The sequence below is a fragment of the Brevundimonas sp. TWP3-1-2b1 genome, assembly GCF_049896165.1.
Taxonomy (GTDB): domain Bacteria; phylum Pseudomonadota; class Alphaproteobacteria; order Caulobacterales; family Caulobacteraceae; genus Brevundimonas; species Brevundimonas subvibrioides_B.
In genome coordinates this window covers 2,501-28,896 of record NZ_JAFCTT010000001.1, presented here as the reverse complement: position 1 = coordinate 28,896, position 26,396 = coordinate 2,501, and the positions used below count along the sequence as shown (strand labels likewise).

Annotated in this window: 26 protein-coding genes and 1 tRNA gene; 13 read left to right on the top strand and 14 right to left on the bottom strand. The window is 67.6% G+C overall.

Annotated elements, in window-relative coordinates; genetic code table 11:
* Positions 1–142 precede the first annotated feature (142 nt).
* Together ACP7AB_RS00155 and ACP7AB_RS00150 are read left to right on the top strand one after the other, a co-directional pair.
* Positions 143–1,018, top strand: coding sequence for a 2-dehydropantoate 2-reductase (locus tag ACP7AB_RS00155; protein WP_425987706.1), 876 nt, complete (start codon positions 143–145; stop codon positions 1,016–1,018).
* A 157-nt stretch (positions 1,019–1,175) separates the two neighbouring features.
* On the top strand, positions 1,176–1,706 hold the full coding sequence (locus tag ACP7AB_RS00150; RefSeq protein WP_425987704.1) for a porin family protein: 531 nt from the start codon (positions 1,176–1,178) through the stop codon (positions 1,704–1,706).
* Positions 1,707–1,868: 162 nt separating this feature from the next.
* Here the strand turns inward: ACP7AB_RS00150 and ACP7AB_RS00145 are convergent, their stop codons facing one another.
* The 7 genes from ACP7AB_RS00145 to ACP7AB_RS00115 form a co-directional block, all read right to left on the bottom strand.
* Positions 1,869–2,129 carry a hypothetical protein gene (locus ACP7AB_RS00145; protein ID WP_425987701.1) on the bottom strand — a complete coding sequence of 87 codons (261 nt, stop codon included), beginning with the start codon at positions 2,127–2,129 and terminating at the stop codon, positions 1,869–1,871.
* Positions 2,130–2,229: 100 nt separating this feature from the next.
* Entirely contained in the window at positions 2,230–3,378 is a 1,149-nt protein-coding gene (locus ACP7AB_RS00140) for a beta-ketoacyl-ACP synthase III (protein ID WP_425987699.1), read from the bottom strand.
* 189 nt (positions 3,379–3,567) lie between these two features.
* A complete protein-coding gene (locus ACP7AB_RS00135; RefSeq protein ID WP_425987697.1) occupies positions 3,568–5,646 on the bottom strand; it encodes a capsular polysaccharide biosynthesis protein in 2,079 nt (692 codons plus the stop codon).
* A gap of 32 nt (positions 5,647–5,678) precedes the next feature.
* Entirely contained in the window at positions 5,679–6,512 is an 834-nt protein-coding gene (locus ACP7AB_RS00130; RefSeq protein ID WP_425987694.1) for an HpcH/HpaI aldolase/citrate lyase family protein, read from the bottom strand.
* Between the two features lie 2 nt (positions 6,513–6,514).
* Positions 6,515–7,189, bottom strand: coding sequence for an SDR family NAD(P)-dependent oxidoreductase (locus tag ACP7AB_RS00125; RefSeq protein WP_425987692.1), 675 nt, complete (start codon positions 7,187–7,189; stop codon positions 6,515–6,517).
* Positions 7,190–7,244: 55 nt separating this feature from the next.
* The gene (locus ACP7AB_RS00120) at positions 7,245–8,138 is read right to left on the bottom strand and encodes an ROK family protein (protein ID WP_425987690.1); all 894 of its coding nucleotides are present in this window, start codon (positions 8,136–8,138) and stop codon (positions 7,245–7,247) included.
* 43 nt (positions 8,139–8,181) lie between these two features.
* The gene (locus tag ACP7AB_RS00115; protein ID WP_425987688.1) at positions 8,182–8,673 is read right to left on the bottom strand and encodes a GAF domain-containing protein; all 492 of its coding nucleotides are present in this window, start codon (positions 8,671–8,673) and stop codon (positions 8,182–8,184) included.
* Positions 8,674–8,931: 258 nt separating this feature from the next.
* On the opposite strand from ACP7AB_RS00115, the gene ACP7AB_RS00110 reads away from it, so the two are divergent.
* On the top strand, positions 8,932–10,404 hold the full coding sequence (locus ACP7AB_RS00110; protein ID WP_425987686.1) for a tetratricopeptide repeat protein: 1,473 nt from the start codon (positions 8,932–8,934) through the stop codon (positions 10,402–10,404).
* 15 nt (positions 10,405–10,419) lie between these two features.
* Positions 10,420–11,874, top strand: a complete 1,455-nt coding sequence (locus ACP7AB_RS00105) for a hypothetical protein (protein WP_425987683.1) — start codon at positions 10,420–10,422, stop codon at positions 11,872–11,874.
* A 7-nt stretch (positions 11,875–11,881) separates the two neighbouring features.
* Here the strand turns inward: ACP7AB_RS00105 and ACP7AB_RS00100 are convergent.
* Positions 11,882–11,957 (bottom strand) — tRNA-Ile (locus ACP7AB_RS00100).
* A gap of 208 nt (positions 11,958–12,165) precedes the next feature.
* On the opposite strand from ACP7AB_RS00100, the gene ACP7AB_RS00095 reads away from it, so the two are divergent.
* The 3 genes from ACP7AB_RS00095 (at position 12,166) to ACP7AB_RS00085 (ending at position 14,402) form a co-directional block, all read left to right on the top strand.
* A complete protein-coding gene (locus tag ACP7AB_RS00095) occupies positions 12,166–12,918 on the top strand; it encodes an SIMPL domain-containing protein (protein ID WP_425987680.1) in 753 nt (250 codons plus the stop codon).
* 275 nt (positions 12,919–13,193) lie between these two features.
* Complete coding sequence (locus ACP7AB_RS00090) at positions 13,194–13,907, top strand: pirin family protein (protein WP_425987677.1); 714 nt, start codon at positions 13,194–13,196, stop codon at positions 13,905–13,907.
* Positions 13,908–14,003: 96 nt separating this feature from the next.
* Entirely contained in the window at positions 14,004–14,402 is a 399-nt protein-coding gene (locus tag ACP7AB_RS00085) for a DoxX family protein (RefSeq protein ID WP_425987675.1), read from the top strand.
* 198 nt (positions 14,403–14,600) lie between these two features.
* On the opposite strand, the gene ACP7AB_RS00080 is transcribed toward ACP7AB_RS00085, so the two are convergent.
* On the bottom strand, positions 14,601–15,389 hold the full coding sequence (locus tag ACP7AB_RS00080) for a PhoH family protein (RefSeq protein WP_425988260.1): 789 nt from the start codon (positions 15,387–15,389) through the stop codon (positions 14,601–14,603).
* A 291-nt stretch (positions 15,390–15,680) separates the two neighbouring features.
* On the opposite strand from ACP7AB_RS00080, the gene ACP7AB_RS00075 reads away from it, so the two are divergent.
* The gene (locus tag ACP7AB_RS00075; RefSeq protein ID WP_425987672.1) at positions 15,681–16,211 is read left to right on the top strand and encodes a gamma carbonic anhydrase family protein; all 531 of its coding nucleotides are present in this window, start codon (positions 15,681–15,683) and stop codon (positions 16,209–16,211) included.
* An 18-nt stretch (positions 16,212–16,229) separates the two neighbouring features.
* On the opposite strand, the gene ACP7AB_RS00070 is transcribed toward ACP7AB_RS00075, so the two are convergent.
* Positions 16,230–16,757, bottom strand: coding sequence for a PAS domain-containing protein (locus ACP7AB_RS00070; protein WP_425987670.1), 528 nt, complete (start codon positions 16,755–16,757; stop codon positions 16,230–16,232).
* A 141-nt stretch (positions 16,758–16,898) separates the two neighbouring features.
* Here ACP7AB_RS00070 and ACP7AB_RS00065 point away from each other — a divergent pair, with 141 nt between their 5' ends.
* Complete coding sequence (locus ACP7AB_RS00065) at positions 16,899–17,798, top strand: hypothetical protein (protein ID WP_425987668.1); 900 nt, start codon at positions 16,899–16,901, stop codon at positions 17,796–17,798.
* Positions 17,799–17,945: 147 nt separating this feature from the next.
* On the opposite strand, the gene ACP7AB_RS00060 is transcribed toward ACP7AB_RS00065, so the two are convergent.
* Positions 17,946–20,795 (bottom strand): M16 family metallopeptidase, encoded by a 2,850-nt coding sequence (locus tag ACP7AB_RS00060; protein ID WP_425987665.1) that lies wholly within the window; start codon positions 20,793–20,795, stop codon positions 17,946–17,948.
* Positions 20,796–21,094: 299 nt separating this feature from the next.
* On the opposite strand from ACP7AB_RS00060, the gene ACP7AB_RS00055 reads away from it, so the two are divergent.
* Together ACP7AB_RS00055 and ACP7AB_RS00050 are read left to right on the top strand one after the other, a co-directional pair.
* Complete coding sequence (locus tag ACP7AB_RS00055) at positions 21,095–21,289, top strand: hypothetical protein (RefSeq protein ID WP_425987663.1); 195 nt, start codon at positions 21,095–21,097, stop codon at positions 21,287–21,289.
* Positions 21,290–21,322: 33 nt separating this feature from the next.
* On the top strand, positions 21,323–21,991 hold the full coding sequence (locus ACP7AB_RS00050) for a hypothetical protein (protein WP_425987661.1): 669 nt from the start codon (positions 21,323–21,325) through the stop codon (positions 21,989–21,991).
* On the opposite strand, the gene hfaD is transcribed toward ACP7AB_RS00050, so the two are convergent.
* From hfaD to hfaA, 3 genes are read right to left on the bottom strand one after another with little or no spacing between them, the layout of a single operon-like run.
* Complete coding sequence (gene hfaD, locus ACP7AB_RS00045; RefSeq protein ID WP_425987659.1) at positions 21,988–23,232, bottom strand: holdfast anchor protein HfaD; 1,245 nt, start codon at positions 23,230–23,232, stop codon at positions 21,988–21,990. The genes ACP7AB_RS00050 and hfaD overlap by 4 nt on opposite strands.
* Positions 23,159–24,169 (bottom strand): holdfast anchoring protein HfaB, encoded by a 1,011-nt coding sequence (gene hfaB / locus ACP7AB_RS00040; RefSeq protein ID WP_426046050.1) that lies wholly within the window; start codon positions 24,167–24,169, stop codon positions 23,159–23,161. Before hfaB ends, hfaD begins: the two co-directional genes overlap by 74 nt.
* Positions 24,166–24,600, bottom strand: a complete 435-nt coding sequence (gene hfaA, locus ACP7AB_RS00035; RefSeq protein ID WP_425987655.1) for a holdfast anchoring protein HfaA — start codon at positions 24,598–24,600, stop codon at positions 24,166–24,168. Before hfaA ends, hfaB begins: the two co-directional genes overlap by 4 nt.
* Before the next feature lie 126 nt (positions 24,601–24,726).
* Between hfaA and ACP7AB_RS00030 the strand changes: the two genes are divergently transcribed.
* Positions 24,727–25,410 carry a rhomboid family intramembrane serine protease gene (locus ACP7AB_RS00030; RefSeq protein WP_425987653.1) on the top strand — a complete coding sequence of 228 codons (684 nt, stop codon included), beginning with the start codon at positions 24,727–24,729 and terminating at the stop codon, positions 25,408–25,410.
* Positions 25,411–25,470: 60 nt separating this feature from the next.
* Positions 25,471–25,899, top strand: a complete 429-nt coding sequence (locus tag ACP7AB_RS00025; protein ID WP_425987651.1) for a CBS domain-containing protein — start codon at positions 25,471–25,473, stop codon at positions 25,897–25,899.
* Positions 25,900–26,396 lie beyond the last annotated feature (497 nt).

Sequence of the window (26,396 nt, the reverse complement as noted above, 5' to 3'; positions counted from 1 at the left end):
GGTGGCCGAGCGCGGCGAGGTCGGATGAGGGGTCACTCCGACACTGGAGGTCTGAGTTGCCAAATCCCATCCCGACCGTCCGTGTGACCCCTCATCCGTCAGCCTTCGGCTGCCACCTTCTCCCGCAAGGGGAGAAGGAAGCGTGAGAATTGCCGTCGTCGGACCCGGCGCCATCGGCGGCACGGTCGCGGCCTGGCTGTCTCACAGCCCGCTCGTCTCGTCGGTCACCCTGTGCGCCCGCACCCCTCTCGACCGGCTGGTGGTCGAGGCCCCCGACGGGCGGCTGATCGAGGCCAGACCGCGCGTCGTCACCGACCCCGCCGAGATCACCGCCCCCGTCGACTGGGTCCTGGTCGCCACCAAGGCCTATGACGTCGCCGCCGCCTCGACCTGGCTGGCCCCGCTGGTCGGGCCAAAGACCCTCGTCGCCGTGCTCCAGAACGGCGTCGAACACGTCGAGCGCTTCACCTCTTTCATCGCCGCCGACCGCATCGTGCCCGTCGTCGTCGACATCCCGGCCGAACGCAGCGCCCCTGGCCGTATCCAGCACCGCCGCGACGGCACGATCGTCGTCCCGGCCGGGGAGGCGGGCGAGGCCTTCGCCGCCCTGTTCGCCGAAAGCGTCATCGCCGCCTCGACCACCGACGACTGCACCACCGTCGCCTGGACCAAGCTGGCCCTGAACTGCGCCGGGGCGGTCAACGCCCTGACCGGTCTGCCGGGCGAAGTGGTGCGCGAGGCGGGCGTCGCCGACCTCATCCGGGCCATGGTGCGCGAATGCGTCCTGGTCGGTCGGGCGGTCGGCGCGGATCTGGGCGACCACATTCCCGACTGGGTCGTCGAGCGGGCCGAGACCTCCCCGCCGGATTCGGTGAACTCCCTGCTCGGCGACCGTCTGGCGGGTCGACCGATGGAGTGGGACGCCCGCAACGGGGTCATCGCCCGTCTGGGCGCGGCGCATGGCATCCCCGCTCCGTTGAACGCCATGGCCGCGACCCTGCTGTCAGCGATGGAATAGGGCAGCAAAGCGGCCAGTATAACGCCGTCTGTGCTTCGATTCTCACAGTTTCCATCGTGTAATGAACGGGCCTTGGAACGGCCGCGCTCTATACATACTTGAGCTCTCGCTGGATGGGGCCGGGACAACAGTCCCGCATCTCGGAGTTAAAGAAACTATGCGTAACATTCTTCTCGCAACCGCCGCCATTTCACTGTTCGCTGTTCCGGCAATGGCCCAGTCCGTTTCCTCGCCTCAGTGGTCGGGTTCGGTCGGCTACACCGTGCTGGACGGTGACAACGTCAATCTCGGCGCGATCACGGGCCGGGCCACCGCCCGTCTGCACCCGAACTTCGCCGTGGAAGGCGAAGCCTCCATCGGCGTCAAGGACGACGACATCACCGTGGCCGGCGTGAACGGCTCGGTGGAACAGGACTATGACGCCGCCCTCTATGCCGTGGGCGTCGTGCCAGTGAGCCCGAACTTCGAACTGTTCGGCCGGGTCGGCTACGGCACCACCTCGATCAAGGCCGACATCGCGGGCGTCAGCGCCCAGGAAGACGGCGAAAGCGTCAACTACGGCGTCGGCGGCACCTACTATCTGAACGCCCAGAACGGCCTGCGCGCCGACTGGACCCGCCGCGACTTCACCGACGACAACGGCGGCGAAATCGACACCTACGGCGTCAGCTACGTGCGTCGCTTCTAATAAGAGGCCCGTCTCCTCCCTGCGCTGAAGGCGTGGGGAGGTGGCTCGCAGCGAAGCGGAGAGGCGGAGGGGATCTCGCGGCGCGAAGAACCCCTCCGTCAGCTCGCAAGGGGCTCGCTGCCACCTCCCCATCGCTACGCGGCAGGGAGGAGACAATCGGCGTCAGCCGGGTTCCGCGATCAGCGCCCAGCGCATCGACCCGTCGCCGAACGGCCGGGTGAACCATTCCGAGAATTGTTCGAACGCATCCACGATCGCCTGACGCAAATCCTGCGTCACCGGCTCGCCGCGCGTTCGCCTGAGCGCCGCGACACAGTCGATGACCGTGTCCTGGTGCGCGGAACCGCCGAGCGATTTCAGCACCATCGCGACGTCTCGTGCGAGGGCTTCAAGGAAATTGGGTTTGGCGGGCGCTTGGCTCATCGGGGGACTCCGTGCCGCTCGGCGTCTGGTTGCGAATACCTCCCAGACTCCCGCAGCAGGCGCAAGCTATGCCGATGTTCGACGGGTCATCACTTCGTGATCAGCGCTTCCTGACGAACACCGTTCCGGCCGAATAGCCCGCGCCGAAGCTGCAGATCAGGCCCGTCTCCCCCGCCGCGAACCCGTCGTGATGCAGGTGGAAGGCGATGATCGATCCCGCCGAGGAGGTGTTGGCGTATTCATCCAGGATGATGATGTTCTCGTCCTCGGCCGGGTCGCGGCCCAGGACCTTGCGGCCGATCATCTGGTTCATGTTGATGTTGGCCTGGTGCAGCCACATCCGCTTCAGGCCGGTGGGCTCGATGCCCAGGTCTCCCGCGTGGTCGATGATCATCTCCGAGACCATCGGCACCACGTCCTTGAAGACCTTGCGGCCCTGCTGGATGAACAGCTTGTCGTCCTGCTGGCCGGCGACCCGGTCAGACCCCGCAACGGCGCCCGTCTCCAGCGCCCAGCGGTTCAGGAAGCCGAAATTGTTGCGGATGTTGTTTGAGAAGACGGTCTTCAGCCGCGTGCCCAGAACGTCCCAGCCGCCGGGCCCGGCGGTGTCCGAGCTCTCTACGATCACGGCGGTGCAGACATCGCCGAAGATGAAATGGCTGTCGCGGTCGGTGAAGTTCAGGTGCGCCGAACAGACCTCGGGGTTGACCATCAGGACGGCCTTGACCGAGCCGCCGGCGATGAAGTCCGCCGCCGTCTTGATGCCGAAGGTCGCCGAACTGCAGGCCACGTTCATGTCGAAGCCGAAGCCCTCGATGCCCAGGGCCTGCTGGACCTCGACCGCCAGGGCCGGATAGGGGCGGGGCATGTTGGAGGCGGCGCACAGGACCGCGCCGATTTCCGAGACCGGCTTGCCCCAGGCCTCGATCGCCTGACGCGCGGCCTTCACGGCCATCTCGGCCATGATCGACAGTTCTTCGTTGCCGCGCTCCGGGATGCGCGGCGCCATCCGTTCGGGGTCGAGTACGCCGGCCTTGTCGAGGACGAACCGGCTCTTGATCCCGGACGCCTTCTCGATGAACTCGACCGAGGAGGGCGTCAGGGCGGCGACATCGCCCTCGGCAATCTGCAGCGCGTGGTCCCTGTTCCAGCGCTCGGCCCAGGCGTTGTAGGCCTCCACCAGTTCGGCGTTCGAGATCGACTGTTCAGGGGTGAACAGGCCGGTGGCGGCGATGACGGCGTGGGTCACGAGTGGTGCGTTTCCTGTTTCATCCCCCCGTGCACGCCGGCGAAGGCCGGGGTCCAGATCACAGGCTCGAACGGTTGGAGCAGCATTGGAAACACTGACCCTGGAACCGGGAACGCCATCTGGACCCCGGCCTTCGCCGGGGTGCACGGTGAGAAGGGGCCAATGTAGATTGGGCCTCTGCTTGAACCTTCAATAGGCCGGTGGGGGGCGGCGGTCGAGACTGGCGAGGATGCCCTTCCACCAGCGCGCGATCTGGTGCGGCGGCGCCTCGGGCGGAGGGTCGTTTCGGGCGGCGATCAGGGCGGTCACCAGATCCTCGGCCTCGCAGGGCCAGCCCTCCGGCGTGACATAGATCGGGTACTCGATCAGGGCGGCGGTCACGAGCGCGTCCAGGCTCGCCCGGCGCGTCCGGCGCTCGTAGGTCATCCGATCCTGCGTCAGTCCCCAGCCGCCGTAGAAGGGTCGACCATAGGTCGCCACGGTCTTGCCGCGCAGCAGGGCCTCGAACCCCGACAGGGACGTCAGGGTCGCCAGCACGTCGCAGGCTTCCAGACAGTCGATGATGTCGAAGCCGTCCGCCGTCGCGTCCACGGCATGGATCGCGGAGGCGTCCAGCATCCCGGGCCGGTTGCCGCTCATGACGTCGGGATGGTTGCGGTAGATCAGGAAGGCGTCGGGGAAGTCCGCCCGCGCCGCCTCGACCAGGCCGGAGTTGGTGCGGATGTCGCCGCAGCCCTTGAGGATCGACTTGTCGTTCTCGACCTGGCCGACGACCAGCACCTTGCGACGGTCCTTCGGCCAGTCCGGCCGCGCCGCCCCGCCCGCGAGATTGTATTTCGACAGGCCGGCCTGGACGACGCGCCGGCGCAGGGCGGCCGCGCGCGCCTGCAGAACAGGCGACTGCGCGCCGCCCTCGATCAGGCTCTCCAGCCGCGAGGGCCGGCTCGGGTCATAATAGACGCCCTCGCCATCCAGGGCGACGCTGAGCGCCCCGAAGAAGTCCGAGCCCAGCCCGCGCGACCGGATGAAACCATCCTCCATCCGCACAACCGGCGCGGTCGTGGTCGCTGCGACGCCCGCAATCTCCGGCGTCTCCTTGCCCGCCCAGTAGATCAGCCGACCGCCCAGCGCCTCGGCCTTCGCCGCCGCCCGGCTGGCGGAGGCGAAATACTTCATCGTCGTGCGCGGGCCGTTCAGCAGCCGCCGGATCGGCGGGCGTTTGGCGGGCGAGAAACCGACCCCCGCCCAGTATCCCGCCAGCCGCTCGGCCCGGTCCCGCAACGAAATCAGCCGATCCACGGCGGCCTCGGCCTCGCAGCGTCGGCCGGTCACGGGGTCGACGTAGCGGGGGTAGGCGATCAGGGCGGCGGCGGCGACAGTCTGCAGGTCGCGCGCCACCCCGCGTCGTCCGGTCTGAACCTCATCGGTCGTCAGGCCCCAGCCGGAGTAGAAGGGGGCGCCGAAACAGCGGACGGGCAGGCGACGCAACAGGGCCTCGAATCCCAATGCGGAGGTCACGCACCAGACCTCGTCCACCTCGGCCAGAAGCTCAACCGGCCGAACGTCTGTATCCAGCAAGGTCACGCCGGTCAGGTCCGCTTCGCCGATACAGCCCTTCTTCTTTCCCGCCGCCACGGCGGGGTGGCGCTTGACGATCAGCTGGGCGCCGGGCCGTTCCGCTCTGGCCGTTCGCACCATGTCGGCGAAGCTCTGCGGCCCCGCCAGCCCATAGCCGATCGAGGCGTCGCCCGCCGTCTGATCGACGAGAAGGACACGGGGCCCGGGCTTCAGAATCGACCGGTCCAGCGGGCCGCCCATGTTGGTTTTGGACAGGCCCGAGGCCACCACCTTGTCGATCAGCGCCGCCGACCGCGCGCGCATCGCGGCATCGCACCAGTCGGGCGCCGTCTCAATCAGCCGTTCCAGTCGCGAGGGCCGGGTCGCATCGTAATAGACCCCGATGTCGTCGGCGATCAGGCTCAGTGACGCCGCCCCGGTCTCTCCCAGGCCGATGGAGCGCAGGAACCCGTCCTCGAGCGCCAGATAGGGCAGGTTCCGGCTCTCGGCCCGCTTGCGGCCGACGGTCGAGGTCGGCTTCAGGCCCCAGCCGACGATGGCGTCTACGGCCGCGAACGGGCTGGCCTTCAGATCGAGCTCAGGCAGGAAGGTCCGAAGGAATGGAACGTCAAGGATGCCCGGAGAACAGACCCAGGCCCGCCGGGGCGAACCGCCGAGCGCGTCAGTGCTGAGGGGGACAGGGTGTTGCAACCGTTACGCTTTCGCCGAGCTCGGCTATCGCTCTATCGGCTCGCGGCGGCGCGCGCCAGCAGCGCCTGTGCGCGTGCGAGATGAAGGCGCTCGACCATGGCGTCGGCGACGCGGATCGCGCCCGATCCCTCCGCCCCCGGAGCGGCGAAGGCATCGACGATAGCCTGCGCCTGCGTGATCTCGTCCGGGCTTGGAGCAAAGGCGGCATTGGCCGCCTCGATCTGGTTCGGGTGGATCAGGCTCTTGCCGTCGAAACCATACAGCCGGCCCTGAGCGCACTCGGCCGCCAGCCCCTCCGGGTCGCTCAGCCCGTTGAACACCCCGTCGATCGCCGCCAGACCATTGGCCCGCGCCGCCGCCACCGTCGCCGCCAGCCAGGGCTTCAGGGGTTCGCGATCCTGCGAAGGCCCGGACCCCAGCGTCGCCGCGAGGTCGTTGACCCCCAGCATCAGCGCCTTCAATGGCCCTCCGGCCGCCGCGATGTGCGCGAGAGTCAGTAGCGCGCGGGGCGTTTCGATCATGGCGCACAGCCGCACGCCTTCATCCATGCGCGCGTCATAGGCGTCGATCAGGCCCGGCTCCTCGACCTTGGGTGCGATGATCCAGTCCAGGGGGAGCCCGGCCAGAGCCTCCAGATCGGTCTCGCCCCAGTCGGTCCCCAGTGCATTGACCCGCACCCCGACCGCGCCCTTGAAGCCGCCGGCCTTCACGGCGGCGACCGCAGCCGCCCGCGCCTCGGCCTTCATCTCCGGCGCGACCGCATCCTCGAGGTCCAGCACGGCGAGGTCGCAGCCCAGGCCGCGCGCCTTCTCGACGGCGCGCGGATTGGAGGCGGGCAGGAACAGCAGGCTGCGGGGGGCGTCCACGCTCAGACCCGGCCGGTGACGGGCACCAGCGCGCCGGTCATGGCGCGCGAGGCGGGCGAGGCGAGGAACAGCATCACCGCGGCCAGATCGGAGGGTTGAACCCAGTTCGCCGGATCGGCGTCGGGCATGTCCATGCGGTTCTGCGGCGTGTCGAGGATCGAGGGCAGGACGGCGTTGACGGTGACCGAGGTCGACTTCAACTCCTCGGCGAGCGCTTCGGTCAGCCGGTGCACCGCCGACTTCGACGCCCCATAGGCCCCCATCCCCGCTGCCGCCTTGAGCGCGCCGTTGGCCCCGACATTGACGATCCGGCCCTCCGCCGACGCCTTCAGATGGGGCAGGGCGGCGCGCGAAGCGTTCAGCGTGGTGGTGAGGTTCAGGGCGAACATCCTGTCCCAGGCCGGATGGGCGTCGTCGATGGTCTGCCAGACGAAGCCGCCCGCGACGTTGAGCAGGGCGTCGATGCCGCCGAACCGCTCCACGACCTTTGCGATCGCCGTGCCGGTCGCAGCTGCGTCGGTCAGGTCGACCCCGCCGATCTCCAGCGCCCCGTCCGGCGCCTTGCCTGCGGCGTGGTCGAGCAGGGCGACGTTCAGCCCCTGGGCCAACGCCGCCTCGACGACGGCCTTGCCGAGAATTCCGTGGCCGCCGGTGACGACGAGGGTGCGAGTGGTCATGAGTGTCTCCCTGGAGGTGACTTAGCGCGCGCCCTCTCCCACCGGGAGAGGGAAATCAGAGCGCCCACAACCGCGCCGCCCCGCGCACGCCGGATGCATCGCCCCAGACCGCCGGCGCGATCCGCCCGGCCCACTGGTCGGAGAAGGCATGCCGCTCGACCACGGCGGGCAGACGTTCGTACAGCTCGGTCACGTTCGACATCCCCCCGCCCAGCACGAACACATCGGGATCGACGAGGTTGGTGACCATGGCGATCGCCCGGCCCAGCCGATCAACGTAGCGGTCCAGACTCTCCACCGACGCCGCCTCGCCCAAACGTGCGGCCGCCACGATCCCCGGCGCGTCCAGCGCCTGGCCCGTCCGCTCCAGATGATCCCGTTGAAGGCCCGATCCCGACACCCAGGTCTCGAGGCACCCGTGCAGGCCGCACCAGCATTTCGGCCCGGGCGCCTCTTCGGCGCTCGGCCAGGGCAGGCCGATGTGGCCGATCTCGGCCGCGACCCCGCCCACGCCCTCGACCAGCGATCCGTCGACCACCAGCCCGCCGCCGCAACCGGTGCCGATGATGATGGCGAAGGCGACCCTGGCCCCCGCCGCCGCGCCGTCGGTCGCCTCCGACAGGGCCAGGCAGTTGGCGTCGTTGGCCAGACGAACCGGCCGGCCCAGGCGCGCTTCCAGGTCGTCGCCGAACCGCCGCCCGTTCAGATAGATGGAGTTGGAATTCCGCATCAGCCCGGTGCGAGGCGACCTCGAGCCCGGGGTTCCCATGCCGATCGTGCCGATGCGCCCGCTTTCGCTCTCGATGAAGGCGACCAGCCCGGCGACCGCGTCGATGGCGGCGTCATAGGCTCCGGGATTGGGCACGCGTTTCCGGGCCAGGATGGCGCCGTCAGCGCCCAGCCCCACCGCCTCGATCTTGGTTCCGCCGAAGTCGATCCCGATACGCATGGGACTCATCTACCTGAACCCTCTGCCGGAAGGAGAGGGACTGTCAGCCGAACACCTTTCCCAGCAACCGTTCCAGAGCCTCGGCGTCCGTCGCGTCGAACGCCGCCTTGCGCGTCGCATCGACGTCGAACACGGCGATCAGTTCGCCCGAACGGTCGATCACCGGCACCACGATCTCGCTCTCCGACCGCCCGTCGCAGGCGATGTGGCCGGGGAAGGCGTGGACGTCTTCGACCAGCTGGGTCTGGCGCGTCTCTGCCGCCGTCCCGCAGACCCCGCGTCCAAATGCAATCCGCAGACAGCCCAGCGTCCCCTGATACGGCCCGACCACCAGCTCCCGCGCCTTCGTCGGGTCGACAACATAGAATCCGGCCCAGAAATAGTCCTCGAAGGCGTCGGCCAGCATCGACGCCACGGTGGCCATCCGAGCGGTTGTGTTCGGCTCGCCATCCAGCACCGCCAGGATCTCGGCCTCGACCTCGGCATAGCGGGCGGCCTTGTCGGCGGGGCGGTCGTCGCGGGCGACGTGGGACATGCGGGCTCCAGCGGTGCGATGGGCGGGGACGGCATATAGGCCGCGGGGTCCGCGAGCGCGAGGGAGCGTCAGCCAATCAGGCGTAAGCCGATGTTGTCTTTGAACTAACTGTGAGCGCACGGGATTCTGTCCCTGTTGCGGCAACGCTTTGTCGCAAACCGGCGTTAACCATGGTCGGAAGTTCACTGGACCAAACCGATGGTTTCGGAAATGGTTAACGCCAAGCCGCTGTACGGCTGCGTGGGAACGGGGTGAGGGATGCGCGAACGCGACGCCAGAGATGACGACCGCTCGCGAGGCTCCCGCCTGCGGGGGCCGATCATGGCCGTCGCCGTCATCGCCGGCCTAGCCGTGACCGCCGGCGCCGTCGCCAGTTGCAGCGACCCGGGTGTGGCTTTCTGGCGCAAGGATGACAACACGGCCGCCAACGCCTGTCCCCGGCCCCAGTCCGTCACCGGATCCGAGTTCAACGCCCAGGAAGCGGGCCTGCGCCAGCTGCGCCGGGCGGCCTTCCGCGGCGACTTCTTCGCCCAACTGGAGCTCGGCGCCCGCTATGCGGCGTTGCGGGCCACCGACAAGAATATCGAGGACCCGATCGAGAGCGCCGTCTGGACCGGCATGGCCCTGGCCAATGATGAGGGCTACGCCCCGATCAACCGGACGGATCGTGGGGGCTTCTTCGGCGGCCTGCGCAATGTGTCGCGCTACGACGATTGCCGGGCCTGGGAACGCCACGTCGCCTACGAGCGGCTGGACAACCAGTTGTCCCGCATGACGATGGAGGAGCAGTCCGAGGTCCGGAACCGCATCATCTACGTCCTGTCGACCCAGGATGCGGACGGTTTCCGCGCCCTGGCTCGCCTGCACGACGCCCTCTACGGCCCGTTCGGCGAGCCCCAGGACAACGCCCAGGCGCGCGAGGCATGGGGCCGCAATTCGGGAGGCCAGACTGATCGCCGTCGCACGGGCTATTATGCGGCCGTCAGCCTGTTCCCCCGCAACGACGTCGACGCCTATCTCTACAGCTACCTGGCGGTTCAGACGGGCGACGTCGGGGCCTATGTCCTGCTGAAGGATTTCGAACGGTCCTCGCCCGGCCGATCGCGCTACGGCGCCTTCGTCGAGGCCAAGGCGCGCCAGTGGGTGCCGCCCTACGAATTCTATCCGAACCAGGCCCCGGCCTCGGGCGTGCCCTTCTCGGACGAGAGCCGCCCACGCGGCGACGCCTATGAGTATGCGCTCGGCCGGATGACGGAGTTGCCCTTCGTCCACGTCGGGCGGGCCCTGCGCTATCTCGGCGTGACCGAAACCGTGGCGAACGCGCCGAACGACCTGTCGGCGCGCCAGATCCAGACGCTGGAGGCGATGCTCGGCCACAACATGGAATCGCGGCTGTCGTATCTGGAGATGGTGCGCGCCATCCAGTTGGCGGCGGTCAACGGCTCGTCCGAGGCCCAGCTGGTCCTGGCGGTGATGTATTCCGAAGGCATCGGCGTCCCTCCCGACTACGCCCGCGCCTTCCACTGGTATTCCCAGGCCGACAAACAGGGCAGCCCCGAGGCCAAGTTCGCCATCTCGACCTATTTCGCCCTCGGCGTCGCCGGGGTCGCGGATCAGGACAAGGCGGAGGCGGTCGCCGCCCGCATCGATTCTGCGCTGGCCGGCTTCGGCCCGTCCGCCTCTCGCCTGCAGGCGGTCCTCGCCCAGGTTTCCCGTTCGCAGCGCCGCTAAGGAGGGGCTGATCCGATGAACACGCTGACCATCGCCGTTTCCGCCCTGGCCATCGCCGCCGGCCTGACGGTCGCGGCCCCTGACGCACAGGCCCAGACGGCCGCGCGGGTCGAAAGCCAGACCCGCCCGAACTTCGGCCTGCTGCTGGATCCGCCAGCGAGCCAGAGCCGGCGTCAGCACCGGCCGCGCCGCTGGAACTACGACACGCACCGCCCCGACTGGCGGCCCGATCACCAGCCGCCCTACAGCCCGAACCCCGGCGGCGAGGAGATCGTCCTGGTCGACTGCGGCGGTAATCCGGGCACAGGCGGCGTCGAAGCGGCAGTCCAGCGCGTGCGCCCCGGCGGCACCCTGGTCATCCGCGCGCGCGGCGGCGCCTGCGTCGGCTGGCTGAACGTCGACAAGCCCATGACCATTATCGGGGAGGGCGGCTTCGATCCGCGCCGCTGGAACGAAGGCTCGGCCATCACCCTTCAGGCCCCGGACGGCCTGCCCTGCATCACCGTGGCGTCCGGCGTGCGGCTGGAACTGCGCGATGTCGTCCTGGCCTCGCCGCGCGGCGGGGACGCGGCCTGTATCGTCAGCTACGGCGGCCAGATCGTCGCCAACCGTCTCGGCATCCGTCATGCGGGCGACGAGGCGGCCATCTATGCCGACGGCGGCGCGGTCGAACTGCGCGACACCATCATCGACGCCCAGACCATCGCTCCGGCCATCGTCGCCGACGGGGCGACCCTGAACCTGTGGGAGACGGTGATCTCCGGCTCCCAGTCCGGCATCGAGATCGTGCCCGGCAACGCCGATCCGTCGCGCATCGATTCGGTGACCCTGAGCGGCGCCGAGACGCCCAACAATTTCGGCCCGCGCTCCATCGGCCTGGCGGTCCGGTCGCGTCGTGACTACGGCCGGGTGGAGGTCGTCAACACCAGGATCTGCGGCTTCTCCGAGGGCGTGGCGGTCGAGGGGGCCTCGGTCACGGTCTCGGGCTCCAAGATCTGCCGGGCCGACAAGGGCGCGGTCCTCTACAACGGCGAACTGACCCTGACCGACAGCCGCGTCCGCGCCGGTTCGGTCGGCGTGGCGGTCCAGTCCGGCCGGGCGATCGTCACCAACAACACCTTCGTCGGTATGCGCAAGGTCTTCGATCGCGAGTATCGCGCCACACTGGACGCCTCGGGCAACCGCGTCTGGTCCGACGAACTGTGCCGGCCGCGCTGGGAGGCGCGCTACCAAGACCGCTATGCGCCCCAGTGGTACCAGAGCCCGGATCAGGGCTACGACTGCCAGTTCACCGCCTATCCACGCGACTGGTGGGACGAAATGGACGGCGCCTACGGCGATCCCTACGAGTCCTATTCCTACATGCCGGACAACTACGGCCGCTTCCAGCAGGGCGACGGCTGGTACGATTCCGACGGTCGCTACGTCGACGGCGGCCGGGTCCGGGGCGAGGATCGCTGGCGCAGATAGGCGAGGGTGGTAGGCGCGGAGGGACTCGAACCCCCAACCAGACCGTTATGAGCGGTCGGCTCTAACCATTGAGCTACGCGCCCCCGAACCGCACGACCTCGGGCGGGCGACCGGCCTAGCAGGGCCAGCCACGCCGGGAAAGAGCCCGGACCCTGTCGGCGATGTCATCCCGATGAACGGTTTCTGCCGATGCGACCACCGCGCCGTTCAGGCGTTCAAGGCCAAGGTTCCGCCACGGCCTCCGCAGAGAACGGGGCCGTCCCAGGTTTCGTTCTCGATGAGGAGTTTTCCATGACCCGCACGCTCAAGGCCCTGATGGCCGCCACGGCTCTGACCGCTTTCGCCGCGCCCGCCGCCTTCGCCCAATCTTCGTCGGGAGGGGCCAGTCCGATGCAGGTGCACGCCATGGCTGCTCAACCCGCCCTCAACCTGTCCGCCTATGGCGAGGTCCGGGTCGCGCCCGACATGGCCACCATCACCTTCGGCGTCACGACGGAGGGGACGACCGCCCAGGCGGCCATGGCTGACAACGCGCGCCGCATGCAGGAGGTCTTCGCCGCCCTGAGCCGCGCCGGCATCGCCGACCGCGATATCCAGACCTCGGGCCTGAACCTGGCGGCCCAGTACGACTACGTCGAGAACGAGCCGCCCCGCCTGCGCGGCTACCAGGCTTCCAACCAGGTCACGGTGGTCATCAACGACCTGACGAAGGTCGGTACCACGGCCGACGCCGTGGTCTCCGCCGGCGTCAACCAGATCAACGGCATCGCCTTCGGTCTGAAGGATCCCAAGGTCGCCGAGGACCAGGCCCGTGTCCTGGCCGTCCGCGCCCTGCAGGACAAGGCGCGCCTCTATGCCCAGGCCCTGGGCGTCGAACTGGGCGCCATCCGCTCCCTGAACGAAGGCGGCGGCTACACGCCCCAGCCGCCGATGCCGATGTACGCCGCCCGTCTGCAGATGGCCGATAGCGCCTCGACCCCGGTCGCGGCCGGCGAGATGACCGTGCGGATCGACATCACCGGGACGTATGATCTGGGTCGGTAATCCTGAACCCTCTCCCGTCGGGAGAGGGCTTGAGGCTCGCAGAGCGCAGCGATGCGCGAAGCCGAAAGGGTGAGGGTCGTGCGTTCCCGGCGACTCACGCCCCTCACCCGACCGCGCCAGGACGGCGGCTATCGCCGCCGTGCGCGCTCTCCCTCTCCCACCGGGAGAGGGAGACATCTTTTCTGATACTACAACAGTTGCAGTTCCCTCCCGGGTCCCTATGTTACCGTCCAAGCAACAGCGCTGCGGGACGTCCTGCGGCCGGAGAGACTTCGATGATCGAGCGCAGACCGTTCGAGAGCCTGGGCGGCGCCAACCATGGCTGGCTCAACGCCAAACACCATTTCTCCTTCGCCAACTACTACGACCCTGCGCGTATGAGCTGGGGCAATCTGCGTGTCTGGAACGACGACGAGATCGCCGCCGGCTCGGGCTTTCCGCCCCACCCGCACTCGGACATGGAGATCATCACCTATGTCCGCGAAGGGGCCATCACCCATGAGGACAGCCTGGGCAACAAGGGCCGCACCGAGGCCGGCGATGTCCAGGTGATGAGCGCCGGCACCGGCATACGCCACGCGGAATACAACGCCGAAGCCACCCTGACGCGGATCTTCCAGATCTGGATCGAGCCGACCAGGCGCGGCGAGGCCCCGGCCTGGGGCGCCAAACCCTTCCCCAGGGGGGACCGGGCCGGCCAGTTCGTGGTCCTGGCCTCCGGTTTCGACGGCGACGTCAGCGAAGAGGGAGGGGGCGCCCTGCCGATCCGCACCGACGCCCGCATCGTCGGCGCGACCCTGAAGGCCGGCGAGAGCGCCACCTATCCCCTGGGCGCATCGCGCCGCGGCTATCTGGTTCCGGCCATCGGCGAGGTCGAGGTCAACGGCGTTCGCCTGAACGCCCGCGACGGCGCGGCCATTTCGGACGAGGCCACGATCACGGTCACCGCCGTCAATGACGCTGAGATCGTCCTGGTCGACGCCGCCTGACACCAGGGGCTGACTTGCCTGGCGGCCCGTTTGGCGTAGCGTCGCTATACGGGCCGCACGCTTTAACGCGATCCTTCACAGACAGGGATGAGACACATGAACCTCTTCAACGGCGCTTCGCGTTGGCAATCCGAGGCCCTGGCGATCCTGCGCATCGTCACCGGCCTGACCTTCATGGCCCACGGCGTCATCAAGCTGTTCGGCTTCCCCGAAGGCTCCATGCCCGGTCAGCAGGAGATCGTCTCCCTGATGGGCCTGGCCGGCATTTTGGAGACCGTGGGCGGGGCCCTGATCATCGTGGGCCTGTTCACCCGCCCGACCGCCTTCATCCTGTCGGGCATGATGGCCGTCGCCTATTTCATGGGCCACTTCCCGCAGAGCCCGTACCCCGCCGTCAACGGCGGCGACGCGGCCATCCTGTTCTGCTTCGTCTTCCTGTATCTCGTCACCTCCGGCCCCGGCGCCTGGAGCCTGGACGGCGCGAAGAAGCGCTGATCCGTCGCACAGTCTCCTCCCCATGCGCGCAGCGAATGGGGAGGTTGCTCGGAGCGGAGTGGAGGAAGGGTAGCATGCGACCCGACGACGGGAAGGGTTCTTTTTTCGTGCACGAAGAACCTCTCCGTCTGCTCGCAAGGGCTCGCATCCACCTCCCCATTCGCCAGGCGGCGAACAGGGAGGAGACGCTTCTTCAGATCACAGCACCCCGATCATGCTCGCGACCAGCGGGTGACGGACGATGTCGCCCTCGGCCAGCCTCACTACCGCGATCTCCGGCACCGCCTCCAGACGCTGGGCGATGTCCCCCAGGCCCGACAGCGAGGGCAGCAGGTCGGTCTGGCCGGGATCGCCCGTGACCACCATCGTCGAATGCCAGCCCAGCCGGGTCAGCAGCATCTTGAGCTGCACATAGGTGCAGTTCTGGGCCTCGTCGATGACGATGAAGGCGTTGTTCAGGGTGCGGCCGCGCATGTAACCGACCGGCGCGATCTCGATCAGCCCCTCGGCCATCAGCGCCCCGACCCGTTTCATGGTCAGGCGATCGGACAGGGCATCGTACAGGGGGCGCAGATAGGGAGCCAGCTTGTCCTCCATGGCCCCGGGAAGGAAGCCGATCGATTCGCCGGCCTCTACGGCGGGGCGTGACAGGACAATCCTGCCGATCTTGCCCGCTTCCAGCGCCTCGACCGCCTTGGCGACCGCCAGATAGGTCTTGCCCGTGCCTGCCGGGCCCAGCGCCACGGTCAGGTTGTGGGTGTCGATGGCGTTCAGCAGTTCGGCCTGTCCCTCGGACCTGGGCTTCAGCGTCTTCAGATAGGCCTGGTCCCTGTCATCGTTGGACGGATGTGGCGACCATGCGCTCCGCGTGTGCGGAGTCGGCAGGCGGCGGACTTTCGCATCCTGGCCATAGTCGGGGCCGTCGAAGGCTCCGCCGTCGCGGGATTGACGCTTCAGGGCTGCACGCTTGGTCATCAGTGCCTCCAGGGCATGAAAAAAGGCGATGCTGCGAAAGCATCGCCTCGAACGAGGGTGGGGAGGAGAGGGGAGGCGCAGAAGCGGCATCCGGGGTCGGAGATGTATCCCACATCCAGCGGGAGAACCCGCCGCATACCCGAACGCGTCACGCACGCCCCCAAGGCTCTGACCGGACCGGGATTGATCCGGCTTCGGACTCGGGGCCGAAATGGCGACCTCGAATCGCATCATCAGAATGATGCTATCGTGGTTAGCGAAGGGTTAAAGCCCTCATTTGCTTAAGAATAAGGTGATACTTCCATGACGATCTATTCGCTGGCGGACAAGAAACCGCAGCTTCCGCCAGAGGGCGAATACTGGATCGCGGACAATGCTGTCGTCGCAGGAGACGTGATTCTGAGGTCCGGCGCCAGCGTCTGGTTCGGGGTGACTGTCCGCGGCGACAATGAGCCGATCACCATTGGCGAGAACACCAACATCCAGGACGGCAGCGTGCTGCATTCTGACCCCGGTTCGCCCCTGACCATCGGCCGTGACGTGACCGTGGGGCACAAGGTCATGCTCCACGGGTGCACGGTCGGCGACAACAGTCTGATCGGCATCGGCGCCGTAATCCTGAACCGGGCTGTGATCGGAAGGGACTGCCTGATCGGCGCCAACGCCCTGATCCCGGAGGGCAAGGTGATCCCCGACGGCTCCCTCGTCATGGGCCAGCCGGGGAGGGTCATCCGCGAACTGGACGCAGGCCAGATCGCCGCCCTGACGGCCTCGGCGCAGCACTATGTGCAGAACTGGAAGCGGTATGCCCAAAGCCTCCTCCTCGTCGCGTAGCGACGGGGAGGAGGCGAATTAAGCGATCCTCCGCCCATCCAGCGCCGCCAGCGTCAGCGGCGCGCGGCTCTGCGTCCCCACACCGATTGACAGTCGCGCCGTCAGGGGGCCGACGGCCTCGCGGCGGCGCTCCTGTTCGGCCACCGGCTGATAAAGGCCGATAAGACGATCCGCCGTCCCGTCGGGCCGGCGCATCGGGGCGATGACGATCTCCAGCACGCCCCTCAGCCGCGCGGCCTCGGCGACCATGACCACCGGCCGGGCCTCCCGGAAGGTCTGGACGACGGCGCTGGCCACCAGCGGCCGGCTTTCCGGGGCCCACAGCTCCAGCCATGAAACCCCGCGCATCGGGCGGGCGTGCACGGTTTCAATCCAGGCGCCGGCGAGCCGGAAGGTCGCGCCTTCCAGAGCGCGGTCGGCGCTGAACAACTGCGGGACCAGCCGTCCCAGCCGCATCGGATCGAATGCGGTGCGCTCAGGGATCCGCCCGGCCTCGGGCAGGGCCGCCCAGTGGTCGATCAGATTTTGCGTGCCGGGATGGAACATCGCTCTCGCCTTCGAGAGGCCTCGCGCAAAGGCCGGACCATCGCCTTGGCAACGGAAACGAAAGACCTTTGCCGCCAGATGTCAGGCTGAACCGGCCCGCGCCCCGCGCGACGCCGTCGAACTGTTGCAGGAGCCCAGCCCATGCGGGTGCGGATAAAGACCTGGCTGCCGGCCCTTGCCGGCGCCGTCGGCCTCTGGAGCCTGGCCAGCGCCGCGGGCTCGACCCAGTGCACTGCCGGCTGTCCGCCGCCGCCTCCGCCGCCCTGTGACACGGGCTGCAACCCGCCTCCGCCGCCACCCCCTCCGCCGCCTCCGCCGGATTGCTGCACCCACCCCGGGCCGCCCGACTACCCGCCGCCGGGCGACATCAACATCAACGTCAATGTGAACGCCAACGCGAATGCCTCAGCGTCTTCGCGCGCGGGAATCAACGCCCGCGTCGGCGGTTACGGCAACCTGCGCGGCGGTGGCGGGGGCTCTGCCTATTTCAATGTCGATCAGCCCTATCCCACGGTCATCCAGAACCTGAACGTCGAGGCCGGGGCCGTCGCCCAGATCATCCGCGTGCCCTACGAAGCGCGTCGTCGCTGGGAAAAGCGCGTCGTCATCCAGGCCTTCTGCATCGATGATCGCGACATCCCGCATCCCGCCTCCCAGGTGACGCCAGACCGCGACATTTCCGACAGCTACGAAGGCGAGCTCTACCGCTGCATCGCCGGCACCCACCTGCAGGTCACCTGGTCGGAATGGTCGGGCCAGGTCGGCATCGGCGGCCAGGGCGGCGAAACCTTCGCCTGCGAGAAGGGCAACGCCCTGTGGCGCGACCGTTCGGGTGAGATCATCTGCCGGGTCCAGCGTCAGGAACGCGACTGCAACGAGCGTTCGCTGCTGCGCCGCTACGGCGCGGGCGTGAAGGTGGTCACCTGGATCCGCGAGGAAATCTACACCGAATACCGCGAGGAAACCGTGATGGCGCAGGGCGCCTCGATCGTCGGCGCGACCATGATGCTGGACGGCGGGGTCGGCGGGCGGGTCTTCTAGAGACCGACCGCGTCTCCTGAACGGCGGACAACGCGCCGTTCAGGCTGGGCGCATCCGCCTGGGCCTAGTGTTCGATCGTCGGTTCATCGCCGGCGATCCTGAGTTAAGACCTGGCCCCGGAGCGAAAGCTCCGGGGCCTTTTTTGTCCTACTGGGCCGGCACGTTCGACGAGATTACCGACGCGCGCCAGGCCTTGGCGTCGATCAGCCAGCGCCGGGCGGCGGCCTGGATGTCGGCGGGGGTGAAGCCCTCGATGTCCGAGATGTGGGTCGTGATCTGGGTCACGGTGTCCGCATCGCTCGCCACATCGTTGAGCTGGCCCAGCCAGTAGTCGTTGCCCGCCTGGCTGCGGCGCAGGGCCTCGACCTGGGGCGCGCGAGCCCGGGTCAGCTCATCCTCGGTGATCGGCGTGTCGCGGAGCGAGGCGGCGATGACGTCGACAGCCTCGAACAGTTTGGCCTGGTTCTCCGGCGTCGTCTGGGCGGTGACCGAGATGGAGCCGTAACCCGCATAGACATCCGAAGACGAGGCGCCGACGCCCGGCGAATAGGCCAGGGCCTGCTTTTCGCGGATTTCGTCGAGAACGCGCAGTTCCATGACCGCTGCCAGCAGATTGGCGAGGCGGGCCTCGGTGCGATCGGCGACCGCGTCGATCGTGGGCCAGGCGACATAGCCCAGCGCCTGTTCCGCCGGCCCGGTGTGAGTCAGCACGACCGGCGTGGCCGTCCCGGCCGGGAAGCGCAGCACATCGGCGCCGGCGGCCGGGGTCGGCAGGGCCGGACGCGCGGGCAGGGCGGCGATCGTCGAGCCGACCGCTGCAATGGCGTCGTCCACGGTGACATCGCCGACCATGACGACATCGACCGGACCCTGTCCGAGGCCCGCGGTCAGGCCGGACTTGAGCTGGTCCATGGTCCAGCCGCCGATGTCCTGAGCGGTCGGGAAGGTCTGGCGCGCGTCGCCCGACGCCAGGAGGCCCGAGGACTGGATGCCAAAGGCTCCGGCCGGTGTGGCCATCTGCTGGGCGATGATCTGCGGGAACAGGGCCTTGATCTGCTCGAACGGGGCGGGACGCAGGCCCGGGTCGGTCAGATAGGCGGTCAGAACCTGCATCTCGAGCGCCAGATCCTGGGGCCGGGTGGCGCCTGACAGCTGGTAGGCGTCGCCGTCCACCGAGAAGTTGGCGCCATAGATCCGGCCGCTCAGCACCCGGGTCAGCTCATCCGCTGTAAGCTTGCCAAGGCCGCCGGGGGCGAACACGAACGACGCGAGCGTCTGGGGGTCCTGGCGGTCGGTGGGCAGACCCCGTTCGCCGAGCCCGGTGCGCACGCTGACCAGGATCTGCTCGTCGCGGAAGGTGGTCGGCTTGACCGTCAGGGTCGTGCCGTTGGCGAAGGTAACGACGGTGGCGCCGACCTCGGCGATCTCACGGCGGGCTGTGGGTTGGGCCGCTGCGCCGAACTCGGCATAGGGCCATTCCAGAGCGGCCTGGACCGCACGGGCGGTGACCGGCGTGGCCTGGGAGGCCTCAAGCAGGGCGGTGACCCCGGCCTCGCCGCCCTCGATCGGCTCCGGCGTGACCACCAGGGCCAGCGGGCCCTGGCCTTCGAAGGTTGCCTTGACCGCAGAATCGACGGCTGCGGGCGTCAGGCCTTCGACGGTGGCGTTAAAGATGTCGAGATTGGTCTGGGGCGAGGAGAAGACGCGGTCGTCATTGGTCGCGAACAGCAGTCCGTTGACCAGGGCAGGCGTCGTACGGGTCGCGGCGGCGGCGACGGCATTCTCCAGGCTGGTGCGATTGTCGGTGATCTCGCGCTGCAGCTCGGCTTCGGTCACGCCGAATTCCTGCAGGCGGCGGGTTTCCTGTTCGATAGTCTGAAGCGCCCGCGGCAGGCCGCCCGGGTTGAAGCTGGCCTGAACCCCGCCGATGTCGACGCTGTCGAACAGGGTGGAGCTCGACGCGCCTGCGCCCACGAACGGCGGGTTGTCCGCGCGCGCCAATTCGCCCAGGCGGCGGTTCAGCACGGACAGGCCGAGGCTGCGCACGATGCGCGACTGGCGCTCGGCGACGGTGTCGGGATCGAGGTCAGGGCCGCGCGTCCAGTTCAGCTGGATCGACGACTGGACACCCGGTTCGACCAGGATGCGGGTCTCGGGTCCACGCGGAGCCACGGCGCCCAGTTCGGGCTCGGGACCGTCAGCCGCCTTTGGCTGCCAGCTCTCGAATGCGCCGCGGATCTTGGCCTCCATCTGATCCACATCGAAGTCGCCCACGGCCAGCATCGTGGCGCGCGAGGGCCTGTAGTATGCGTTGTAGAACTCGACGAAACGATCGCGCGGCGCGGTGCGGATGATGTCCAGGTCGCCGATCGGGAACCGCTGCGAGATCCGCTGACCGGGGGCGAGCAGGGCGAACTGGGCCTTGGCCGAGCGCAGGCCGGGCGTGTTCCGTGTCCGCTCCTCGCCGACGATGACGTTCCGCTCGTCGTCGACGGCATCGGCGTCCATCAGGGCTTCGGACACCTGCTCGCGCATGATCCGCAGGGCCGTATCGACGGTCTCGTCGTTCGTCCGGGGCAGTTCCAGCTGGTAGAAGGTCTGGTCGAAGCTGGTGGCGGCGTTGGTGTCGGCGCCGAAGGCCAGACCCAGGCGCTCCAGGATGCGCAGCAGGTCATTCTCCGGGATGTTGGTCGTCCCGTTGAAGGCCATATGTTCCATGAAGTGGGCCAGACCCTGCTGGTCGTCGTTTTCCATCAGCGAGCCGGCGGCGATGCGCAGGCGCAGGCTCGCCTGGCCCGGAGGCGTGGCGTTGCGCAGGATCGCGTAGCGCATGCCGTTGGGCAGGACGCCGAAGCGAACGTTCGAATCGGCGGGAATGTCGCTGGCCGCCTGGGCCCACGGGGCAGAGGGCTGGGCCGTCTGGGCGACGGCGGGCATGGCGCTGAGAAGCGCCAGCCCGGAGGCGGCGAGGAGAAGAAGGCGACGGGCGTTAGACATGCGGGCTCCGGTGGAACGGTCGCCGAGCCGGGGCAGGCGCGGCCGAACAGAGATGACGATATGAACCCGACGGCCCCCGCCGGTTGTCGTCACCTTCGCTCCGAACCGGTGCGGGTGTAAAATGAACTTTACGTCAGGTTCCCAAAGGAGGGCGTCTCAGGTGCAGTTTGGGGAGCGTGAAGTGGGGTCACCAAAGCGGAATGGAGACTGCGACACCGATCACCCGTTCCTGGTGTTGACATGTCTACGTTGTCGTTCAGGTTGTTATGCGCAGCTTTCTGCAATCACGGGAGGACAACATGAAATCATCGATCTTTGCGGCTTTGGCCCTGTTCACGGCCGCCGCCTCGCCGAGCAACGCGTTCACCTGCAACGAGTTCGAGAAGCTCGAATGCGTCGATGCGTGCCAAGACGCCTATCCGACGGATAACGCGGGCTTTGCTGCGTGTCTGACGGGCTGCCGGGCCATGTGCGACATCAAGAACCAAGGCTAGGGCTCAAAGGGCGTGAGGATCTGCAAGATATGTTTGGCAGGCCTGTTTGTCGTCGGCGCATGCCAGGCTGAGGTCCCTCAGTCGCCCGAAAAAGTCGGTTCGCCGGGGGTTGGCTTCCAGTACGTCGAATGTAGTGGGGCCAACCCTTTCGAATCGCCGATCTCAGTAGGGACCGAACTCTCGGGACGGGCAGTGACCGGCGACGGCGACGCTCTCGATATGACTAGCCGCATCACCCGGGTTGAGGGCGACCTGATCCAGACAGTCACCGAGTTAAGATCGATAACAGGTGACGAGGCTTCCAGCGGGACCAGAACGCTCTCTACCTATCGCAACATGTTCGCCGTCGATGCTGGCGATCGGACGTTTCAATACGACGAGGATCCGATCGCTGTGATCGGGGCGATGTCACCTGACGAAATCAAGACCTTGTCAGTGAGGGAAACGAGATCGGGCGGGGACCGACCCGGCACAACGAACGTCCATTACGTCGTGAAATTCCTTGGCTGCGGCCGAATGGATATTCTGGGCAAACCCAGAAACATCCATCTGTTTCACACGTCGTTTGAGCAGAGGAAATTCGACGGGACCGTCGGGGTCGCCGAATCTTTGGTATACGTCTCGGACGAGACCGGACTGCCCGTTCGCAAGGACCCAGCGCGGGGCGGATTTGAAGAGATTGCGCCGCGGACGCGGCGCTAGGTTCCCGGACGCGAAACGTAGAAGGTCGCCGTATTGCCTACGGCGTTGGCCCCGGTGGCGACCGAACGGCCGCTTCCGCGGATCGTCGTCGTGGCCGTAGCCGAGACGTTTCCGGAGTTCGTCTGGGCGTTGGTGACGTCCATATACCCGTCGCACTGGGAGCAGGCGTAGCCGGTGACGGAGTTGCCGACGGCCTCCGCAGCGACACGGGCGTCGTAGCCGTTCGTGCCTTCGAAGGTCGAGAAGACCTCGACGCCGCCGGAGTTCACCTGGGAATTGTCGATCTCCAGATAGCGATCGTTGTTGCCGATCGAGACCTCGTTGCCTGTTCCGTAGGCGTTCGAGGTCGCCGCGCCGAAGTCGTAGCTGGTGACCCGGCTGGCGGTCTGGATCCGGGACAGGTTCGACTGGTCGGTTGTCACCACGGCCGAGCCGCCCTGATTGTAGAGAACCGCCTGGTTGCCTGTGGCCCGCGCCCGGCCGGCCAGATCCCAGGCATTGCCCGAGTTGGCGCTGGTGGAGGCGGTGACCTGGTCGCCGGCCTGACGCTGGCGGAGGGTCAGGTCCTGGCTGGAGGCGAGGCCGGAGTTCACCAGCACCGAGTTGCCGATCGACTGGCTGATGAACTCACCCGTCTCGGGGATGTACTGGGTGCCCGCGAAGTTCTCGGCGCGAACCCCGGCCGAGGAGTTCTGGATCACCGTGCCCTGCACATGGGCACCGCTCGCGCCGATGGCCGTGGTGTTGGCGATGGCCGTGACCCCGATCGAGGCCCCGCCGATCAGGCGGGCGTTCGATCCGGTAAGGGTCGAAGAGGCGGTGACCTCCGACGGTTCGACGCTCTGGGAGGATTCGATTGTCAGGTCGCCGCCGTAGGCCCCGGCCGCCAGATAGTTGCCGCGCGCCTGGGTCGTCGCATTGACCGGCCCCTCGGTGTCGCCGGTCAGGGTCAGGGTGGTGGTCGCGCGGGTATTGCCGCGCATCGTCTGGGTCGAGGTCAGGTCCAGGGCGTCGTTTTCGACCGAGCCCGACAGGCTGTTGCCCTGGGCGGCGTTGTTCACGCCCACCTCTCCGGTGGCGTCCTCAACGTTCAGGGTCTGGCCCGCGATGACGTCGCCGAGCTGAAGCTGCTGATTCAGGACGATCGAACGGTCCTGAGCAAAGGCCTCAGTAGCGGCTGCGACGCACATCGCCGTCGCGGCGATCGTGCCAGCGAGACGGTTCGGCGCGAGTCTGGCCATTGTTCGTTCCCGTGTTGTCGTAGGCGGCGTAGTAGCCGCCGGTCGCGCCCACCGTGTTCAGAGGGTCGTTGGCGGCGTCGAGGCAGACTTCTGGCCCCGGCGCGCCGTACAGATTCGCCATCATCTCCAGCGTCGCCCGTTCGATCAGGGCGCGAACCGCCAGCTGGACCGGCTCCATACCGCCCGTGCCGGCCGAGACGTCGATGACATTGCCGTTGAGGAAGTCGAACACCCCGGCGGAGATTTCGCGGCCGATGATCTGCTTCTGGTAGGAGATGACATCGACGACTTCCTGTGTCGTCGTCTGGACGAGCCGGAGGTCGATCGCGATGTTCATCACATAGACCTTGCCCTGGATGATGCCCGAGCCGGGGACGTCGGTGTCGGTCTCACCCACGGCGGCGTCGAAGCCTGCCGAGCGGATATTGTAGTTCACCTCGGTGATGCCGCCGGCGATGTAGAAGTCCGAGCCCGGCACCTGACCGGCCAGAATCCGGCGATAGTTCGGCTCCTCCGCCGTGCCGCCCTGGTCGCCGATCAGGCGGTTGTTGGCGTAGCGGAGTTCCATCTCCGAGATCGAGGTGTCGTAGCGTTCGACGATCTGGGCGCCCGACTTCGCCAGCGCCGACATCGCCATCAGGGACGCGCCTTGGGTAATCTGGCGGCCGCCGTCGGCCGAGACAGTCCCTGTGTAGTCGGCGATCCGACCCACCGCCATGCGCGGCGAGGGCAGGTTGTAGCGCCGGGCATAGTCGGCCAGGCAATACAGCGCCGTCGAATAGGGCGTCGGGTTCGACGTCACCGGCGCATTGCCGATCGGCGTGGCGTAGAGACCGCTCGGCCCCGCCACGGGACTGACGCAGGCGGACAGCAGTGCGGCGACTGCGACGGCGACGACGCCGCTCCTCAGCCGGGGACCAAACATGGGCGCGATCATTCGAAGCCTGTCAGGGTGCCGGTCAGATCCGTTCGGGCGCTGACATTGCCCGTGTTGGTCTGGCGCGAGTTGACGATGACCGTGTTGTGGCTGCCCTGGACCACCACGTTCAGATTGTTGCCGATGGCGGTCGAGCCCGCGATCGTCGTGCCCTGCGAGTTACCGACGCCGCCGGAGTAGGTGTTCGACACGCCGCCGGACTGGCGGGAATAGGCCGAGGCGCCCGCCTGGATGATTCCATCGACGATCAGGCGATTGCCGTTCTGGTCGCGGGTCGATCCGGTCTGGGCCGACGTTACCGACTGCCGCGCGCCGCCGTAGCCGCTCTGGAATGTCGACAGGCCCGCCGAGCCGCTCGATTGCGCCAGGGCTGCGCCCGGCGTCGCCAGAGCGACGGTCAGCAGGGCGATGGACGTCCTCTTGAAGCGCATTTGGCCAATCCCACGCGAACACGGTTAACGGCCGCCGGGCGCGGTCCGCGTCCCAAAATGAGATATGGTTATTAAGAAGCGCTTGAGATCGCTGACGCCTTTCCGCATTTGAGCGGAATGGAGCCGATGCCCGACCGATTCGCCGGTCCGCCCCCGAGGGAACGCATCTTCAATGCGCCGCTGCTGGCGGTGCTGCTGGCCGCCTCGATGCCGGCGCTCTACGTCCTTCAGGAGCGGTCGCGCGACAATTGGCTCGGGCTCGCCTTCGCTCCGGTCGATCTCGGCGAGGGGCGCTACGGCGGACTGTTCACCTCCATGCTGGTGCACGGCGGCTGGGTGCATGCCCTGATGAATGCGGTCGCCGCCCTGACGTTCGGCGCGCCGGTCGCGAGACTGTTCCGCGGACCGGCCGGCGCAGGGGTGTTTCTCGCACTTTATATATGCGCCGGAATTTTTGCGACGCTGGGCTATGGCCTCGTCCACCTCGGCAGCCCGGATCCGCTGGTCGGGGCATCGGGCGCGGTGTTCGGTCTGATCGGGGCCGCGACTCGCCTGCTGGGCGGGGGAGGGCGGGTCCTGCCCCTGACCAACCGCAGCGTCATCACCACCTCCATCGCCTGGATGGGCATCAACGCCGTCGTCGGCCTGATCGGGTTCGCGCCCGGCGCCGAGGGCGCAACAATCGCCTGGGAGGCCCACGCCTTCGGCTTCCTGTTCGGCATTCTGGCCATCGGCCCCCTGGCGCGTCTGTTCGCGCGGCCCGACGAAAGGTTTGATTCGTCGGGCGGTCTGGGCGATCCTCTCGGCTGAAGCGGCTTCGGTCCTTCGGCCGACGGCCGTTCCCAAGAACATAAGGGAAGGAGCCGCACTGTGCTGGTCGCAGAAATCCTCAAGAGCAAGGGAGGCGACGTGTTCAGCGTCGCGCCCGACATCACCCTCTCCGACGCCTGCGCCGAGCTGGACAGCCGGCGGGTCGGCGCCCTGATCGTCTGCGACGGCGACCGCGTCGTCGGCGTCATCTCGGAGAGAGATGTCGTCAAGGCTGTCGCCGCTGACGGAGCCGCCGGCCTCGCCAGGCCCGTGTCCGCCTATATGACCAGAGACGTTGTCTTCGCCGAGCCGGGCGAGACGGTCGCGATTCTGATGGGGCGGATGACCGATCGACGGATCCGCCATCTGCCGGTGTTGAAGGACAACCGGTTGAGCGGCGTCATCTCTATCGGTGACGTGGTGAAGTGCCAGATCGCCGAGGCCACCCATGAGGCCGAGAGCCTGCGGACCTATATAGCGGCGGGTTGAGCCGCTGAGCGACAAGGCTCGCTGAACCGGACTCGGTGTGAATCTTCGGGCGCCACAACAATGCCGCTTGCGGACGAAGATGCCCCTACGTATATCGCCACCTCGCTCGGAGACGGGCTGGCCACCGGGGCCCCGGGGACGCAAGTCGCCAGGGACCCGGAGGAAAAAGGGGACTAAAAACCCTTGCTTCCACGGCCGGTTCCACATAGTCTGCTTGCTCCAATCGAATCGCCTCGGTAACGAAACGGGGAAGCCAGTGTGGCTTTCCCGGGTGGTATTTTGCGGACTGAAGGCTTCGGTTTTCGTCTCTGCGGAATGGCTGAAAAGCCCGGTTGACACGGGGTTCGGCCTTCTTTAGGAAGCCGCCTCCGCCGCCCTCAAGGGGGCCGGAAACGCCGACAGAAGTTCTTTTAAAAGAACAACTTGACGCAGAAATCGGAGGCGACTACATCGCCGCCTCCGCCGACCTCCGGGTCGGTTCGACCTCAGGAACCTCT